The 17,611-nt window shown below is 59.6% G+C and carries 15 protein-coding genes; 4 read left to right on the forward strand and 11 right to left on the reverse strand.

Annotation, left to right across the window (positions count from 1 at the left end):
* Positions 1–119: 119 nt before the first annotated feature.
* The 8 genes from BMZ10_RS21295 to cspD all read right to left on the reverse strand — a co-directional run bounded on the left by BMZ10_RS21295 (position 120) and on the right by cspD (position 9,186).
* Positions 120–545 (reverse strand): GNAT family N-acetyltransferase, encoded by a 426-nt coding sequence (locus tag BMZ10_RS21295; RefSeq protein ID WP_093466812.1) that lies wholly within the window; start codon positions 543–545, stop codon positions 120–122.
* On the reverse strand, positions 538–1,704 hold the full coding sequence (locus BMZ10_RS21300) for a ribosomal protein uL16 3-hydroxylase (RefSeq protein ID WP_093466814.1): 1,167 nt from the start codon (positions 1,702–1,704) through the stop codon (positions 538–540). Before BMZ10_RS21300 ends, BMZ10_RS21295 begins: the two co-directional genes overlap by 8 nt.
* Before the next feature lie 84 nt (positions 1,705–1,788).
* Complete coding sequence (gene purB / locus BMZ10_RS21305) at positions 1,789–3,159, reverse strand: adenylosuccinate lyase (protein ID WP_093466816.1); 1,371 nt, start codon at positions 3,157–3,159, stop codon at positions 1,789–1,791.
* 133 nt (positions 3,160–3,292) lie between these two features.
* Complete coding sequence (gene hflD / locus BMZ10_RS21310; RefSeq protein WP_081567383.1) at positions 3,293–3,913, reverse strand: high frequency lysogenization protein HflD; 621 nt, start codon at positions 3,911–3,913, stop codon at positions 3,293–3,295.
* Positions 3,913–5,043, reverse strand: a complete 1,131-nt coding sequence (gene mnmA / locus BMZ10_RS21315; RefSeq protein ID WP_093466818.1) for a tRNA 2-thiouridine(34) synthase MnmA — start codon at positions 5,041–5,043, stop codon at positions 3,913–3,915. Before mnmA ends, hflD begins: the two co-directional genes overlap by 1 nt.
* Positions 5,044–5,389: 346 nt before the next feature.
* The gene (locus BMZ10_RS21320) at positions 5,390–5,830 is read right to left on the reverse strand and encodes an NUDIX hydrolase (protein WP_093466820.1); all 441 of its coding nucleotides are present in this window, start codon (positions 5,828–5,830) and stop codon (positions 5,390–5,392) included.
* 203 nt (positions 5,831–6,033) lie between these two features.
* Positions 6,034–8,259, reverse strand: a complete 2,226-nt coding sequence (locus tag BMZ10_RS21325) for an NADP-dependent isocitrate dehydrogenase (protein ID WP_093466822.1) — start codon at positions 8,257–8,259, stop codon at positions 6,034–6,036.
* 657 nt (positions 8,260–8,916) lie between these two features.
* Positions 8,917–9,186, reverse strand: coding sequence for a cold shock domain-containing protein CspD (gene cspD, locus BMZ10_RS28105; protein ID WP_093466826.1), 270 nt, complete (start codon positions 9,184–9,186; stop codon positions 8,917–8,919).
* A 222-nt stretch (positions 9,187–9,408) separates the two neighbouring features.
* On the opposite strand from cspD, the gene clpS reads away from it, so the two are divergent.
* Positions 9,409–9,771 carry an ATP-dependent Clp protease adapter ClpS gene (gene clpS, locus BMZ10_RS21340; protein ID WP_074755300.1) on the forward strand — a complete coding sequence of 121 codons (363 nt, stop codon included), beginning with the start codon at positions 9,409–9,411 and terminating at the stop codon, positions 9,769–9,771.
* 29 nt (positions 9,772–9,800) lie between these two features.
* Complete coding sequence (gene clpA, locus BMZ10_RS21345; protein ID WP_093466828.1) at positions 9,801–12,071, forward strand: ATP-dependent Clp protease ATP-binding subunit ClpA; 2,271 nt, start codon at positions 9,801–9,803, stop codon at positions 12,069–12,071.
* 221 nt (positions 12,072–12,292) lie between these two features.
* Here the strand turns inward: clpA and infA are convergent, their stop codons facing one another.
* The 3 genes from infA to aat form a co-directional block, all read right to left on the reverse strand.
* The gene (gene infA / locus BMZ10_RS21350) at positions 12,293–12,511 is read right to left on the reverse strand and encodes a translation initiation factor IF-1 (protein ID WP_002553999.1); all 219 of its coding nucleotides are present in this window, start codon (positions 12,509–12,511) and stop codon (positions 12,293–12,295) included.
* Positions 12,512–12,612: 101 nt separating this feature from the next.
* The gene (locus BMZ10_RS21355; RefSeq protein WP_093466831.1) at positions 12,613–13,320 is read right to left on the reverse strand and encodes an arginyltransferase; all 708 of its coding nucleotides are present in this window, start codon (positions 13,318–13,320) and stop codon (positions 12,613–12,615) included.
* A gap of 47 nt (positions 13,321–13,367) precedes the next feature.
* A complete protein-coding gene (gene aat / locus BMZ10_RS21360; protein ID WP_093466834.1) occupies positions 13,368–14,057 on the reverse strand; it encodes a leucyl/phenylalanyl-tRNA--protein transferase in 690 nt (229 codons plus the stop codon).
* A gap of 438 nt (positions 14,058–14,495) precedes the next feature.
* Between aat and ftsK the strand changes: the two genes are divergently transcribed.
* Both ftsK and lolA read left to right on the forward strand, forming a co-directional pair.
* A complete protein-coding gene (gene ftsK, locus BMZ10_RS21365; protein ID WP_093466836.1) occupies positions 14,496–16,901 on the forward strand; it encodes a DNA translocase FtsK in 2,406 nt (801 codons plus the stop codon).
* Positions 16,902–16,976: 75 nt separating this feature from the next.
* Entirely contained in the window at positions 16,977–17,600 is a 624-nt protein-coding gene (gene lolA / locus BMZ10_RS21370; protein ID WP_093466838.1) for an outer membrane lipoprotein periplasmic chaperone LolA, read from the forward strand.
* Positions 17,601–17,611 lie beyond the last annotated feature (11 nt).

The raw sequence follows: 17,611 nt of genomic DNA on the forward strand, positions 1-17,611 counted from the left end.
TTGTCGGCCTGGACATGACCAAATTGAATCGCAGACAGCAGAACGCCCCGGCGTTCTTGTATCAGCATAGCCAGCTGAGGCAAGAACGACGGGGCGTTCAAAGGCGGCAGCGCCCTCGCTTATGCCGAATGCCGGACCATGTCCACGTGCGGCAGGCCGGCTTCGAGGAACTCTTCGCTGATCACCGTGAAGCCAAAGCGCTCATAGAACGCCGTTGCATGAACCTGAGCGCTGAGCTTCTGCTCTTTCAGATCGCGATTCTCCGCTTCGCTGATCACCGCGGTCAGCAAGGCGTCGCCTACCTTCAGGCCGCGCCAGTCCTTGAGAACGGACAGCCTGCCGATCTCGCCATCGGGTAACAGCCGCGCCGTCCCGACCGGGTAATCGCCTTCGTGGGCGAGAAAGTGCAGGGCACCTGCATCCTCGGCGTCCCACTCAAGCTCCGGCGGAACCGATTGCTCGGCAATGAACACGGCTTCGCGAATGCGCCGGATGTCGGCGTTATCTTTCTGCCAGTCGGCTACCCGTACGCGGATCTTATTCATCGGCAAACCCCAGACTTCCTTGTTTGACCAGCTCGCAGAGCAGGTTGCGACCGTCGTCATCTGCCAGCCACTGGCCCAGATTATCGAAATGCAGTGCATCGGCGGCGCAGATCATTTTCAGCAGCTCGCGCAAATGGCCTGGCAACAGGCGGCTCTGGCCGCTGGCGAACAGTAACAGGTCGTCGTCGACTTCCGACCACGCCAGGCGCGCGCTTGGGTTGCGGATCAGTACGGCGCCCTGTTCCAGGCTGTCGAGCAGTTCGGTGTCGTCCAGTTCAGGGCCGACGACCAGTTCAGGGTAACGCGGCTCGGTCATGAACTGGCCAAACCAGGTCAGCAGCAGGCGTTCGTCGCCCATGTGTTCGGCCAGCAACGCTTTCAGCCGGTCCAGCGCGTCGTGCTGAATTTGATGCGGATCGCTGACCGGTTGGGCGTCGGCGTCGGTATAGCGCTCTTCGTCCGACATGAACTGGCTCAGGAAATCGGTGAAGTGCGTCAGGACTTCGGCCGCGCTCGGCGCGCGGAAGCCCACCGAGTACGTCAGGCAGTCGTCCACTGCAACACCCCAGTGCGCCAGGCGCGGCGGCAGGTACAGCATGTCGCCCGGCTCCAGCGTCCACTCTTCGCCGCCCTGAAAGTCAGCGAGAATGCGCAGGTCGGCGTGCTCCAGCAGAGGGCTTTCGGTGTCGCACATCTGGCCGATTTTCCAGTGGCGCTTGCCGTGGCCCTGCAGCAGGAACACATCATAGTTATCGAAGTGCGGGCCGACGCTGCCGCCCGGCGCTGCATAGCTGATCATCACATCGTCGATGCGCCAGCTGGGCAGAAAGCGGAAGTGCTCCAGCAGCTCGCCGACTTCAGGAACGAACTGATCGACGGCCTGAACCAGCAGCGTCCACTCGGTTTCCGGGAGTTTGCTAAATTCGTCTTCCGCAAACGGGCCGCGACGCAGCTCCCAGGGGCGCTCGCCATTTTCGATGATCAGGCGCGACTCGACTTCTTCTTCCAGCGCCAGACCCGCCAGTTCGTCAGGGTCGATCGGGCTTTGAAAGTCTGGAATCGCCTGGCGGATCAGCAGCGGTTTCTTCTGCCAGTAGTCGCGCAGGAATTCGCGAGCCGAGATGCCACCGAGCAACTGAAGAGGAGTATCAGGATTCATGTGTAACCTATTGAAAAAAGGTATTTTTCAGACCGGAATAAAAACGCCCGGCTCAGCCGGGCGTTCAGAGCGTGTAGGGTGCGATCAGATGCGCTGGGCTTGGGCCACGGCGTTGCCGATGTAATTCGTAGGCGTCAGCTTTTTCAGCTCGGCCTTCGCTTCGGCGGGCATTTCGAGGCCGTCGATGAACGTCTGCAGCGCTTCTGGGCTGATGCCCTTGCCGCGGGTCAGTTCTTTGAGCTTCTCGTACGGGTTCTCGATGTCGTAGCGGCGCATGACGGTCTGGATTGGCTCGGCCAGCACTTCCCAGCAGGCGTCCAGGTCGGCGGCGATCTTCTGCTCGTTCAGCTCCAGCTTGCCGATACCTTTGAGGCTCGCTTCGTAGGCAATCACGCTGTGAGCGAAGCCCACGCCGAGGTTGCGCAATACGGTGGAGTCGGTCAGGTCGCGCTGCCAGCGGGAGATCGGCAGTTTGCTCGCCAGGTGCTGGAACAATGCGTTGGCGATGCCCAGGTTGCCTTCGGAGTTTTCGAAGTCGATCGGGTTGACCTTGTGCGGCATGGTCGAGGAGCCGATTTCGCCAGCGACGGTCTTCTGCTTGAAGTAACCCAGGGAAATGTAGCCCCAGATGTCGCGGTCGAAGTCGATCAGGATGGTGTTGTAACGCGCGATCGCGTCGAACAGTTCGGCGATGTAGTCGTGCGGTTCGATCTGAGTGGTGTAAGGGTTGAAGCCCAGGCCCAGCTCGTCTTCGATGAAGGCGCGTGCGTTGGCTTCCCAGTCGATGTCCGGGTAGGCCGACAAGTGTGCATTGTAGTTGCCGACAGCGCCGTTGATCTTGCCGAGCAGCGGAACTGCGGCGACCTGCGCGATCTGGCGCTCCAGGCGGTACACGACGTTCGCCAGTTCCTTGCCCAGTGTGGTCGGCGAAGCCGGCTGACCATGGGTGCGCGACAGCATCGGTACGGCAGCGAAACGGATCGCCAGCTCGCGGATCGACTCAGCGATCTGACGCATCAGCGGCAGCAGCACGGTGTCACGGCCTTCGCGCAGCATCAGGGCGTGGGACAGGTTGTTGATGTCCTCGCTGGTGCAGGCGAAGTGGATGAATTCGCTCACCTTGGCCAGTTCAGGCAGCTTGGCGGCCTGTTCCTTGAGCAGGTACTCGATGGCCTTGACGTCGTGGTTGGTGGTGCGCTCGATCTCTTTCACACGCTCGGCGTGCTCCAGCGCGAAGTCATCGGCCAGCGCGTCGAGAATGGCATTGGCTTCGGCGGAAAAGGCCGGGACTTCAGAGATTTGCGGGTGAGCCGCCAGGCGTTGAAGCCAGCGAACCTCGACGAGGGCGCGGAAACGGATCAGGCCGTATTCGCTGAAGATAGGGCGCAGGGCCTGGGTTTTGCCGGCGTAGCGGCCGTCTACAGGGGAAACCGCAGTGAGCGAAGAAAGCTGCATGGGGTGTTCTCGGACAGTCGGGCAACGAAAAGGGGCGCGTATCATACATGAAAATTCGGTCCAGCCGAGGCCGGGTTACCGTCATGGAGGGCGCCGTGAGGGGTAAAACCTGGGTAGCGCAGTGCTCGCCGGATCAACCGTGGAGCAAGGGATACAGTTCTTTCAATAACTTGCGACGGCTGATGACCAGTTGCCAGCGATGCCCGCCCACTTGTCGCCAAAGTCGCGCACAGCGTATTCCGGCCAGCAGCAGTGCACGGATTTTCGAGGCGTTGTTCGGCTGTTGCAGGTTGCGCATGTCGCCATGCACCTGAATGCGCTGGCGCAGCGTGCTCAACGTGTCCTGGTACAGCGCGCCACTGGCAGCGATGACGTTCTCGTGAACGATCCCGAAATGTTCGACCTGGGACTTGATCTGCGGCAGACGCTTGCCGATGGTCTCGAGCATGTCGTCGCGCTTGGACAGCTGGCGCTCCAGCCCAAGCATCGCCAGGGCATAACGCAATGGCTCGCGCTGCAGGGTGCCGGGGTCACGCTCCAGAGCGCTGGCGAGCGCGCGATAGCCTTCGCGCAGGTTCAGGTCGTCGCCGCCGAACACATCGAGTGTGTCCTTGGGGTCCATCACCAGCAGTCCGCCCAGCAGGCAGCCGACCGCCGCCTCGCTGGCCTGACCGGTCTTGGCGATGCGGTCCACCAGCACCGCAGCCTGAAAAACGCCGCCCAGGGCGGTCAGTTGCTCTTGGATCGGACTCATCAACGAGCATCCTTGCTGTGCCAGGGTTCGGCGATTTCGATGACGCCGCCGCCCAGGCAGACTTCGCCGTCGTAAAACACCACGGACTGACCGGGGGTGACCGCGCGCTGTGGCTCGTCGAAGGTGGCGCGGTAGCCGGTGGCGGTGCGTTCCAGCGTGCAGCTCTGGTCGCTCTGCCGGTAACGCACTTTGGCAGTCAGCTGGCGCGGCGTGCTGAGGTCGACCGGGTTGACCCAGTAGATCTCCGAGGCGAGCAGGGCGCGGGAGAACAACCACGGGTGCTCGTTGCCCTGGCCGACGATCAGCTCGTTATGCTCCAGATCCTTGACCAGCACATACCAGGGTTCATCGCCGGCATCCTTCAGTCCGCCGATGCCCAGTCCCTGACGCTGACCGATGGTGTGGTACATCAGGCCCGCGTGGCGCCCGATGACTTCGCCTTCGGTGGTCTTGATTTCGCCCGGCTGCGCAGGGAGGTACTGCTTGAGGAAGTCGGTGAAACGACGTTCGCCGATGAAGCAGATGCCGGTAGAGTCCTTTTTTTTCGCGGTCGCCAACTGGTACTTCTCGGCGATGGCGCGCACTTCGGGCTTCTCCAGTTCGCCGACCGGGAACAGGGTCTTGGCGATCTGTTCGCCGCCGACGGCGTGCAGGAAGTAGCTCTGATCCTTGTTCGGGTCCAGGCCCTTGAGCAGTTCGGTACGGCCATCGATGTCGCGACGGCGCACGTAATGACCGGTGGCGATCAGGTCGGCGCCGAGCATGAAGGCGTAGTCGAGAAAGGCTTTGAACTTGATTTCGCGGTTGCACAGGATGTCCGGGTTCGGCGTGCGGCCGGCCTTGTACTCCTCGAGGAAGTGCTCGAAGACGTTATCCCAGTATTCGGCCGCGAAATTCACGGTGTGCAGCTTGATGCCGATCTTGTCGCACACCGCCTGAGCGTCCGCGAGGTCGTCCATGGCGGTGCAGTATTCCGTTCCGTCGTCTTCTTCCCAGTTCTTCATGAACAGGCCTTCCACCTGATACCCCTGCTCCATGAGCAGAAGGGCGGAGACCGAAGAATCCACGCCGCCGGACATGCCGACGATGACGCGCTTCTTTTCTGTGTTGGAAAAGGCTGAATCAGACATAGGAATTCGATGGGTAGTCTGGAAAAGGACGCGATTCTATCAGGGAGTCGGCGTCAAGGCTAAAAGCTATTCAGTTGCGCTGACGCAATGCATGGGAACAGAGCACCGGCTTCAGCCGAGAGCAGGGCTGAGTGAGCATCCCGAGTGTTCGGGTGTGAAACCGGACGCCTTCCCGGCTGAAGCCGGTCCTACGATGACGTGCGCATGTCGGTTCCTGCTGAAGCCGGTCCTACGATGACGTGCGCATGTCGGTTCCCGCTGAAGCCGGTCCCGCGGGAGTATGCGTTTCAGCTTTAGCCGGGAAGGCGTGTTTCAGTAGGACCGGCTTCAGCCGGGAAGGCGCCCGTCAGTCGCGCACGACCTCCAGGCTGTGAACCGGGCCGGCCAGATAATCGTCGATGCATCGCAGCACCAGCTCGCTGCGCCAGCGTTCGGGCTGGCTGACCAGTTCATCGCGGGTAAGCCACGGGGCGCCGACGATACCGGTGTCCAGTGGCTGATCGAGATGATGATTGATCGCCTTGGCCGAAAAACATACGCGCTGATAGGTCACGCCGTTGCTGGGCGCTGTGTACAGATAGATGCCGACGACGCCGGTCAGCTCGACGTCCCAACCCGTTTCTTCGAACGTTTCACGGATGGCGGCTTCGCGCAGGGTTTCGTTGGCTTCCAGGTGACCGGCGGGCTGATTGAGCACCTGCTTGCCGTTTTTCAATTCTTCGACGAACAGGAAGCGGCCGCTGTCTTCGATGACGGTTGCGACCGTGATGTGGGGTTGCCAGGTCATTCGAGATCTCCTCGGTTAATGTAGGAGCAATCCGAGTTTGCGAGGGGCGCGATAGCGGTTTTCCTGACACACCGCATCGCGACCGTCGTAACCTCCGATTGCTCCTACAGGGAATCGTGTGCATCCAGGAAAAAAGAAAGCCCCGACACATGGCCGGGGCTTTCATGATGCGTTCGGCGGGGTGAACCGCCGACCTGGCAACCTTACTTCAACGCGTTGATCGCGTCGTTCAGGGTTTTGCTAGGGCGCATGGCTTTGCTGGCCAGTTCCGGCGTGGCGAAGTAGTAACCGCCGATGTCCAGGGGCTTGCCCTGAACGCTGTTCAGTTCGGCAACGATGGTTGCTTCATTGTCGGCCAGGGTTTTCGCCAGTTGGGTGAACTTGGCTTGCAGCGCGGTATCTTCGGTCTGGGCTGCCAGGGCCTGAGCCCAGTACATCGCCAGATAGAAGTGGCTGCCACGGTTGTCGATACCGCCAACCTTGCGCGATGGCGACTTGTTGTTGTCCAGGAACTGGCCGGTGGCTTTGTCCAGGGCAGTGGCGAGTACCAGCGCTTTCGGGTTGTCGTAGACGTTGCCCAGGTGCTCAAGGGAAGCCGCCAGTGCCAGGAATTCGCCCAGCGAGTCCCAGCGCAGGAAGTTCTCTTCGTTCAGCTGCTGAACGTGCTTCGGAGCCGAACCGCCGGCGCCGGTTTCGAACAGGCCGCCGCCGTTCATCAACGGAACGATGGACAACATTTTCGCGCTGGTGCCCAGTTCCATGATCGGGAACAGGTCGGTCAGGTAGTCACGCAGGACGTTGCCGGTCACCGAGATGGTGTCCTTGCCGGCGCGGATCCGCTCCAGCGAGGTTTTCATCGCATCGACAGGCGACTTGATGGTGATGTCCAGGCCGCTGGTATCGTGATCTTTCAGGTACTTTTCGACCTTCTTGATCATCACCGCGTCGTGGGCGCGCTGTGGGTCCAGCCAGAAAATGGCAGGGGTATTGCTCAGGCGCGAGCGGTTGACGGCCAGTTTGACCCAGTCCTGGATCGGCGCGTCCTTGGTCTGGCACATGCGCCAGATATCGCCTGCTTCAACATTCTGTTCCATCAAGACCTGGCCTTTGTCGTCGGTCACGCGGACCACGCCGTCGGTTTCGATCTGGAACGTCTTGTTGTGCGAGCCGTACTCTTCGGCTTTCTGCGCCATCAGGCCGACGTTCGGTACGCTGCCCATGGTGGTCGGATCGAAGGCGCCGTTTTTCTTGCAGTCTTCGATCACAGCCTGATAGATGGTGGCGTAGCAACGATCCGGAATCACGGCCTTGGTGTCTTGCAGGACGCCGTCGTTGTTCCACATCTTGCCGGAATCACGAATCATCGCAGGCATCGAGGCGTCAACGATGACGTCGCTCGGCACGTGCAGGTTGGTGATGCCCTTGTCGGAGTTGACCATCGCCAGAGGAGGGCGGGTGGCGTAAACGGCCTTGACGTCCGCTTCGATCTGCGCCTGCTGATCGGCCGGCAGATTCTTGATGCGGGCGTACAGGTCGCCGATGCCGTTGTTCAGGTTGAAGCCGATTTCCTTCAGGACTTCAGCGTGCTTGTTCAGCGCATCCTGATAGTACTCGGCGACGATCTCGCCGAACATGATCGGGTCAGAGACCTTCATCATGGTGGCTTTGAGGTGAACGGAGAACAGCACGCCCAGCTTCCTGGCGTCTTCGATTTCCTTGGCGACGAATGCGCGCAGCGCTTTCTTGCTCATGACTGCGCAGTCGATGACTTCGCCAGCCAGCACCGAGGTCTTGTCCTTCAGCACGGTGGTGCTGCCGTCTTTGCCGATCAGTTCGATCTTCACCGCACCTGCGGTTTCGATCAGGGAGGACTGCTCGCTGCCGTAGAAATCGCCATTGTCCATGTGGGCAACGTGGGATTTGGAGTCGGCAGCCCAGGCGCCCATTTTGTGCGGGTGCTTGCGAGCGTAGTTCTTCACCGAAAGCGGCGCGCGACGATCAGAGTTACCTTCACGCAGAACCGGGTTCACGGCGCTGCCTTTTACTTTGTCATAGCCAGCCCGGGCTGCCTTGTCGGCTTCGGTCACGACTTCATCCGGATAGTCCGGCACGTCGTAGCCCTTGGCTTGCAGTTCCTTGATCGCGGCCTTCAGTTGCGGAACCGATGCGCTGATGTTCGGCAACTTGATGATGTTGGCTTCCGGCGTCGTCGCCAGTTCGCCCAGCTCTGCCAGATCGTCGGAAACCTTCTTGTCGCCCAGCTGCTCGGGGAAGCTGGCCAGAATACGGGCTGCAAGAGAGATGTCGCGGGTTTCGACGGTGATGTCGGCGGAGGAGGTGAAGGCTTCGATGATGGGAAGCAGTGAGTAGGTGGCGAGGGCAGGCGCTTCGTCGGTGAAGGTATAGATGATCTTCGAGCGGTTGGACATTTTTGGGATAACTCTCTTCTTTGCTGAGCGTACACAAAATTTCGATATGCGCAGGGTAGGCACTTTCGCCCAAAGTATCGATGAGCCGAAAGTCGAGAATTTCGTCGCGTGATATGGGGTAGATCAGTCGAGCATCAAGCAGCCGGACTGCGGTAACAGCGCGGCTTGTCGAGGGCTGAAAGTCTCGTTCCAGATGGCTCGGCCCCCAATGACCCTACGGTCACCGGCGCGAGTATATCACCGGTCCCGACCATTGATACGATACCCGAGTGAACGCGTTGCGCTCGCAGCGATTGGTTCAGTGCCGTCGGTCGGGCCTTGAAAATCCTCACTGATCGCCACAGGCCACGGCCTGCTTGCCCTGCGTCAACCTGACGCAGCCGGGATGGTGCAGTGTCGGACAGTCGGATTGCAAGTCGGATTTCGACTAAAGGAGCATTCTATCCGCGCGGGTCTCAAGCTGTCGGCGGAGGGAAACAAGATGCACGAAGCGTCGAACGCAGGCCCGGGCCGTTTGCCAGGCCAGAGTGATGGCTTTGTCGGCCGCGCCTTCGACATAACCTTATTTATAGGCACGCCAGAGGGTACAGGCGAAAAAAAGCCGGTCGGCTTTCGTGGGCCGACCGGCTTTAAGGTCTCGCGCGTGAACGGTCCGGCTCAGGCGTGATCTTTGCTGTGTTCGTGATGCGTTTCGTGCTGATCGATCGTCTCTTTAGTGGCGGATGGGTGCGCAGTGATTTCCACTGCATGCAGCCCTTTGGGACCCTGAGTAATCTTGAACTGAACCAGTTGCCCGGCCTTTAGGGTCTTGTAGCCGTCCATTCTGATCGCTGAGTAGTGCGCAAACAGGTCCTCATCCTTGCCATCTTCGACGATGAAGCCATACCCCTTGGCGTTGTTGAACCACTTGACCTTACCGCTTGACATAGTCACATCCCTCTGCAAAGGACTCCGATGGGAGTATCATCACCTCTCATCCGCCGGACCTAAAAAATTTTGGTTGACTGCGCGGACCCTTTTTACCCAATGTGGGTTCTATTGTTTGTAACACCGATTAGCCGATAGTCAAGGTCACGCAGCGGTCCAGTTGAAAACCGGTATGACTGCGACTACTTATTTCAATTACGTCCCCTGTGAACCTTCTTTACCATGCATGCAATCAGCAAGATTCGACTAACATTCAATCAGGATGATCCGCAATCCCATGAGGACGACGCGGCGGGCATCGCTGTACAGGAAGCCAAGCCGACATTGCAGGTGCCACCGATGTACAAGGTGGTTTTGTTCAACGATGACTACACCCCGATGGATTTCGTTGTCGAAGTGCTCGAGGTGTTTTTCAACCTGAATCGTGAGCTGGCCACCAAGGTCATGCTGGCCGTCCATACAGAGGGACGGGCAGTCTGTGGATTGTTTACCCGCGACATCGCCGAGACCAAGGCAATGCAGGTCAACCAATACGCCAGGGAAAGCCAGCATCCGCTACTCTGTGAGATCGAGAAGGACGGTTAACGCCGGACACTTGGGTATGAGGTGAAGCTATGTTAAACCGTGAGCTCGAAGTCACCCTCAATTTGGCTTTCAAAGAGGCCCGCTCCAAACGTCATGAATTCATGACGGTCGAGCACCTCCTGCTGGCCCTATTGGACAATGAGGCTGCCGCCACTGTTCTGCGTGCCTGCGGCGCAAACCTCGACAAACTCAAACACGACCTTCAGGAGTTCATCGACTCCACCACGCCGCTGATTCCCGTACACGACGAGGATCGCGAGACCCAACCCACTCTGGGCTTCCAGCGTGTGCTGCAACGTGCCGTGTTTCACGTGCAGAGTTCCGGCAAGCGTGAAGTCACCGGCGCCAACGTGCTGGTGGCAATTTTCAGTGAACAGGAAAGTCAGGCGGTGTTTCTGCTCAAGCAGCAGAGCGTTGCCCGTATCGATGTCGTCAACTACATCGCTCATGGCATTTCCAAGGTGCCTGGGCATGGCGATCACTCTGAAGGTGAGCAAGATATGCAGGACGACGAGGGCGGTGAGTCTTCTTCCTCAGGCAATCCTCTGGATGCCTATGCCAGCAACCTGAATGAACTGGCCCGTCAGGGCCGCATCGATCCGTTGGTGGGCCGTGAGCTTGAGGTCGAGCGCGTCGCTCAGATTCTCGCGCGCCGTCGCAAAAACAACCCGTTGCTGGTCGGTGAGGCCGGCGTCGGCAAGACCGCCATCGCCGAAGGCCTGGCCAAACGCATCGTCGACAACCAGGTGCCGGATCTGCTGGCCAACAGTGTCGTCTATTCGCTTGATCTGGGCGCCCTGCTGGCGGGGACCAAATACCGTGGTGATTTCGAGAAGCGCTTCAAGGCGCTGCTGGGCGAGTTGAAGAAGCGCCCGCAGGCGATCCTGTTCATCGATGAAATCCACACCATCATCGGCGCCGGTGCTGCATCGGGCGGGGTGATGGATGCGTCCAACCTGCTCAAACCGCTGCTGTCTTCGGGTGATATCCGTTGCATCGGTTCGACCACGTTCCAGGAATTCCGCGGCATCTTCGAAAAAGACCGCGCGCTGGCCCGTCGCTTCCAGAAGGTCGACGTGTCCGAGCCTTCGGTCGAGGACACCATCGGCATTCTGCGTGGGCTCAAAGGCCGCTTCGAGCAGCACCACAACATCGAGTACAGCGACGAAGCCCTGCGCGCAGCGGCCGAACTCGCGTCGCGCTACATCAATGATCGTCACATGCCCGACAAGGCCATTGACGTGATCGACGAGGCGGGTGCTTTCCAGCGTCTGCAGCCTGCGGAAATGCGCGTCAAGCGCATCGACGTGGCTCAGGTCGAGGACATCGTCGCCAAGATCGCGCGGATTCCGCCTAAACACGTCAACAGTTCCGATAAGGAGCTGCTGCGTAACCTTGAACGCGATCTGAAGCTCACGGTCTTTGGTCAGGATGCGGCGATCGATTCGCTGTCGACGGCGATCAAGCTGTCGCGAGCCGGCCTGAAGTCGCCAGACAAGCCTGTCGGTTCGTTCCTGTTCGCAGGTCCGACCGGTGTCGGTAAAACCGAAGCGGCGCGTCAATTGGCGAAAGCGCTGGGTATCGAGCTGGTTCGTTTCGACATGTCCGAATACATGGAGCGCCACACCGTGTCGCGTCTGATCGGTGCGCCGCCGGGCTATGTCGGTTTCGACCAGGGCGGTCTGTTGACCGAGGCGATCACCAAGCAACCGCATTGCGTGCTGCTGCTCGACGAGATCGAGAAGGCGCATCCGGAAGTCTTCAACCTGCTGCTGCAGGTGATGGACCACGGTACGCTCACCGATAACAACGGCCGCAAGGCGGACTTCCGCAATGTGATCGTGATCATGACCACCAACGCCGGTGCCGAGACCGCTGCGCGTGCTTCGATCGGTTTCACCCATCAGGACCACTCGTCCGATGCGATGGAAGTCATCAAGAAAAGCTTCACGCCGGAATTCCGCAACCGCCTGGACACCATCATTCAATTCGGTCGCCTCAGTCACGAGGTCATCAAAAGCGTGGTGGACAAGTTCCTTACCGAACTTCAGGCGCAACTGGAAGACAAGCGTGTGCTGCTCGAGGTGACCGATGCGGCCAGAAGCTATCTGGCGGAAGGCGGTTACGACGCGGCCATGGGCGCGCGTCCGATGGCACGTCTGATCCAGGACAAGATCAAGCGTCCACTGGCCGAGGAAATTCTCTTCGGCGAGTTGTCCGAGCATGGCGGTGTGGTACACATCGACTACAAGGACGGCGAGATCACGTTCGATTACGAGACCACGGCGGAAATGGCCTGACGTTTCATCGCGATAGAGCAAACAGGCGCCGACTCAGGCGCCTTTTTGTTGCCTGCGATAAACTGTAGGAGCGCGCTTGCCCGCGATGGCGTCGTATCAGTTAAGGCATACGTGTCAGAAAGCCAGTAATCGCGGGCAGGCGCGCTCCTGCACAGGGTGCTGTGCTTAAGCTGTGCCAACAAAAACGCCCGGCATGTGCCGGGCGTTTTTGTTAAGACCTGTTAGCGGGCGCGGTAAGTGATGCGCCCTTTGCTCAAGTCGTAGGGCGTCAGCTCAACGCGGACCTTATCGCCGGTAAGAATACGAATGTAGTTCTTGCGCATCTTGCCGGAGATGTGCGCGGTTACGACGTGCCCATTTTCCAACTCCACACGGAACATGGTGTTGGGCAGGGTGTCGACGACAGTGCCTTCCATTTCGAAGCTGTCTTCTTTCGACATGCAGTAAAGCCCTCGGTATCCAATGAATGGCCCGGTGCAAACGGCAGCCAGGCAAAAGCGGGCTGCATTGTGCCCGAAAAGTGGGGGTCAAGCCAAGGGCTTCAGTAAAGAGTGACCCATCTTTGATTGGTCAGCAGCTCGATCGGTCGATATTGAGTCTTGTAGTTCATCTTTTTGCAGTTCTTGATCCAGTAACCCAGATACACGGCGTGCAACTGCAGGCGCGCGGCTTCGGCGATTTGCCAGAGAATCGCGTAACGGCCAAGACTGCGCCGCTCTTCGGACGGCTCGTAAAAGGTATAGACGGCTGACAGTCCGTTGGGCAGCAGGTCCGTGACCGCGACGGCGAGGAGCCGACCTTCCACGCGGAATTCGTAAAACCGCGAGAACGGCAGGTCGCGCACCAGAAACGTCGAGAACTGGTCACGACTGGGCGGGTACATGTCGCCATCGGCATGGCGTTGCTCGATGTAACGCTGATAGAGGTCGAAGTATTCCTCACTGAAATGAGGCTTGGTGCTGGTGACTTCGATGTCGGCGTTGCGCTTGAAAATGCGTTTTTGCTGGCGATCGGGAACGAACAGTCCTACGGGAATGCGCGCAGGCACGCAGGCGCTGCAATTCTGGCAGTGCGGGCGGTAGAGATGGTCGCCACTGCGGCGAAACCCCATGTCGGAGAGGTCGGCGTAGACCTGAACATCCATCGGCTGGCTGGGATCGAGAAACAGCGTGGTGGCTTGTTCCTCGGGCAGGTAGCTGCAGGAGTGGGGTTGAGTGGCATAGAACTTAAGCCGCGCCAGCTCGGTCATGATCAACCCTCGAGAAAAACTTTAGATAAGAGTGTATGCCAGGCGAATCAAAATCGCCTAGGTAGCCAGTCGGCGGAAGTCTCCGCGTCCAGGTGTCCGTGCAGATATTCGGCGAAGCTCTGGCGCGGGATCGAGCGAGCGCCCAGGCTTTGCAGGTGCTGCGTCGGCATCTGACAATCGATCAGCACGAAGCCCCACTGCCGCAAGTGGTCGACCAGCGTGACGAAACCCACCTTCGAGGCGTTGTCGGCCCGGCTGAACATCGACTCACCGAAAAACAGCTGCCCCATCGCCAGCCCGTATAGCCCGCCGACCAGCCGCTGCCCATCCCAGACTTCAACGCTGTGAGCGAATCCCCGCGCGTGCAGTTCAATATAAGCAGCCTGCATGGAGCCTGTGATCCACGTGCCGTCGGCGTAGTCGCGAGGCTCGGCGCAGGCCTGAATCACCGCGGCGAAATCCTGATCGAACGTCACTTGATAGCGTTGCTGGCGCAGAACCTTGTTCAAGCTGCGCGAGACGTGCAATTCCTCGGGAAACAAAACGGTGCGCGGGTCCGGCGACCACCAGAGGATCGGCTGGCCTTGCTGATACCAGGGAAAGCAGCCGTGCCGATAGGCCTGAACAAGCCGGTCGGCTGACAGGTCTCCACCCGCGGCGAGCAAGCCGTTGGGTTCGCGAGTGGCTTTCTCCAGCGCAGGGAATTCAAGATTGTCGCGTTGTAACCAGGTCAGCATGGCGTCGAGACTTTACGAGAGGGGAGGGGAGAGTGCGCGGGTGTGCAACTCCAGGCCATCAGCGCGGTCACAGGCGGTTGACCGTCGCAGCATCGAACGGGTGTCGGGGAGATTTTAACGCTTCGCATCAGGCATGGCCGTTGGACAGTAGTGTGGGGTGAGAGCAAGACGTCATAACCCTTTGTCGGCAAAGAAAATGCGTGCTCGAATCATCTGTTGTCATCCAGGCTTGAAGATCTGCAAGGCCCACGCCAGACTAACGTGGCGTAGGGCGTGCAAATCCGTACAATGCCCGTTGTTGTTTAACCTTTTTTCAAGTTACCTGTCGAGTGCGTGTTCAACCTCACCGTTGTTCCCGACGCCGTTCAGGGATCGGTCAGCACTATTCGTATAGTCAACCATCAGATGTTCGCGCTTGCGCGCAGGAATTGAAGCGTTTTGAAGAAATCCACCGCAGCACCCATCCCCGTTCCGCTCTGGCGGCAGCATTTGCACTACCGACTCAAGGAAGGTGCGCTGATCGCGTTCGGCGCCTTGTGCCTGTATCTGATGATGGCCTTGTTGACCTACGATCAGGCCGATCCGGGCTGGAGCCATACCAGCAGCTCTGTTCAGGTGCAGAACGCTGCCGGTCGTGCCGGCGCGTTCTCCGCCGACATCCTCTTCATGGTGCTGGGCTACTTTGCCTACATCTTTCCGTTGTTGCTGGGTGTGAAAGCGTATCAGGTGTTCCGCCAGCGCCATGACCCGTGGCAGTGGAGCGGCTGGCTGTTTTCCTGGCGCCTCATCGGCCTGGTGTTTCTGGTCCTGGCCGGCGCGGCGCTGGCGCATATCCATTTCCATTCCGCCTCGGGTCTGCCGGGTTCTGCGGGTGGCGTGCTGGGCGAAGTGCTGGGCGATCTGGCCAAGCGCGCGCTGAATGTTCAGGGCAGCACGCTGCTGTTCATCGCACTGTTTCTGTTCGGCCTGACCGTATTCACCGATCTGTCCTGGTTCAAGGTGATGGACACCACCGGCAAGATCACGCTGGACCTCGTCGAGTTGTTCCAGGGTGCGATCAATCGCTGGTGGACGGCGCGCAATGAACGCAAGCAGATGGTCGCCCAATTGCGCGAAGTCGACATGCGTGTCGACGAGGTGGTGGCGCCCGTCGCACCGGACCGACGCGAGCAGGCGAAGGCCAAAGAGCGTCTGATCGAACGCGAACAGGCACTGAGTGAACACATGACCGCCCGTGAAAAGCATGTGCCTGCGGTCATTGCTCCCGCACCGGTCCGCCCGCCCGAGCCAAGCAAGCGCGTGCAGAAAGAGAAACAGGCGCCGCTGTTCGTCGACAGCGCCGTGGAAGGCACGTTGCCACCGATCTCGATCCTCGATCCGGCGGAAAAGAAACAGCTCAATTATTCGCCCGAATCGCTGGCAGCCGTTGGTCATTTGCTGGAAATCAAGCTCAAGGAGTTTGGCGTCGAGGTCTCGGTGGACTCGATTCACCCCGGCCCTGTGATCACCCGCTACGAGATTCAGCCCGCGGCCGGTGTGAAGGTCAGCCGCATCGCCAACCTGGCGAAGGATCTGGCGCGTTCGCTGGCAGTGACCAGCGTGCGGGTGGTCGAGGTGATTCCGGGCAAGACCACGGTCGGCATCGAAATCCCTAACGAAGACCGCCAGATCGTGCGGTTTTCCGAGGTGCTGTCGACGCCGGAGTACGACAATTTCAAATCGCCGGTCACGCTGGCGCTGGGCCACGACATCGGCGGCAAGCCGATCATCACCGACCTGGCCAAGATGCCGCACTTGCTGGTGGCCGGTACGACCGGTTCCGGTAAGTCGGTGGGCGTGAACGCGATGATTCTGTCGATTCTGTTCAAGTCAGGCCCCGAAGACGCCAAGCTGATCATGATCGACCCGAAAATGCTCGAGCTGTCGATCTATGAAGGCATTCCGCATCTGCTGTGTCCGGTGGTCACCGACATGAAAGACGCCGCCAACGCCCTGCGCTGGTCGGTGGCGGAAATGGAACGTCGCTACAAACTGATGGCCAAGATGGGCGTGCGTAACCTGTCGGGCTTCAACCACAAGATCAAGGAAGCGGAAGAGGCGGGCACTCCGATTGCCGATCCGTTGTACCACCGCGAAAGCATTCACGACGAAGCGCCGCTGCTGACCAAGCTGCCGACCATCGTCGTGGTGGTCGACGAATTCGCCGACATGATGATGATCGTCGGCAAGAAGGTCGAAGAGCTGATCGCCCGGATCGCCCAGAAGGCCCGTGCCGCCGGTATTCACCTGATTCTGGCGACCCAGCGTCCTTCCGTTGACGTGATCACGGGTCTGATCAAGGCCAACATTCCAACGCGCATGGCGTTCCAGGTGTCGAGCAAGATCGACTCGCGCACGATCATCGACCAGGGCGGCGCCGAGCAGTTGCTGGGTCACGGTGACATGCTTTACATGCCGCCAGGCACCAGCCTGCCGATCCGGGTTCATGGCGCCTTCGTTTCCGACGATGAAGTGCATCGCGTCGTCGAAGCCTGGAAACTGCGCGGCACCCCGCAATACAACGACGACATCCTCAACGGTGTCGAAGAGGCGGGCAGTGGGTTTGAAGGTGGCGGCGGCGGTGGCGACGGTGATGACAGCGAAAGCGACGCGCTGTACGACGAGGCGGTCAAGTTCGTGCTGGAAAGCCGTCGCGCGTCGATCTCCGCGGTTCAGCGCAAACTGAAAATCGGCTATAACCGCGCCGCGCGCATGATTGAAGCCATGGAAATGGCCGGCGTCGTGACAGCGATGAACACCAACGGCTCGCGGGAAGTGATTGCACCAGCCCCCATGCGTGACTGACACTTTACGTCACGAGTGACTGGACGGCGCCACCATGGCGCCGTCCGGCTTTAACTGAACTCAAAGAGGAATCCCATGCGTCTTATCCGCATGCTGTTGGCATCTGCACTGGCTTTTTCCGCTATTCCGGCCCACGCCGACGCCAGGGACGTGGCGCGCCTGACTCAGTTGCTGGAAAACTCTAAAACCCTCTCCGGCAACTTTTCCCAGTTGACCCTTGACGGCGGCGGTACCCAGTTGCAGGAAACCACCGGTGATTTGGTCTTGCAGCGCCCGGGCCTGTTCTACTGGCACACCAATGCGCCGCAGGAACAGACCATGGTGTCCGACGGCAAGAAGGTCACGCTGTGGGACCCGGATCTTGAGCAGGCCACCATCAAGACCCTCGATCAGCGCCTGACCCAGACCCCGGCCCTGCTGCTGTCCGGCGACGTCTCGAAAATCAGCGAAAGCTTCGACATCACGGCCAAGGAGGCAGGCGGCGTGATCGACTTCGTGCTCAAGCCCAAATCCAAAGACACCCTGTTCGACAACCTGCGCCTGTCGTTTCGCAACGGCATGATCAATGACATGCAGCTGATCGACAGCGTGGGCCAGCGCACCAATATCCTGTTCACTGGCGTCAAGGCGAACGAGCCTGTCGCGGCGAGCAAATTCCAGTTCCAGATCCCGAAAGGCGCTGACGTCATTCAGGAATAAGAGGTTTCAAC

The sequence above is a fragment of the Pseudomonas sp. NFR16 genome (genome assembly GCF_900108875.1).
Lineage (GTDB): Bacteria > Pseudomonadota > Gammaproteobacteria > Pseudomonadales > Pseudomonadaceae > Aquipseudomonas.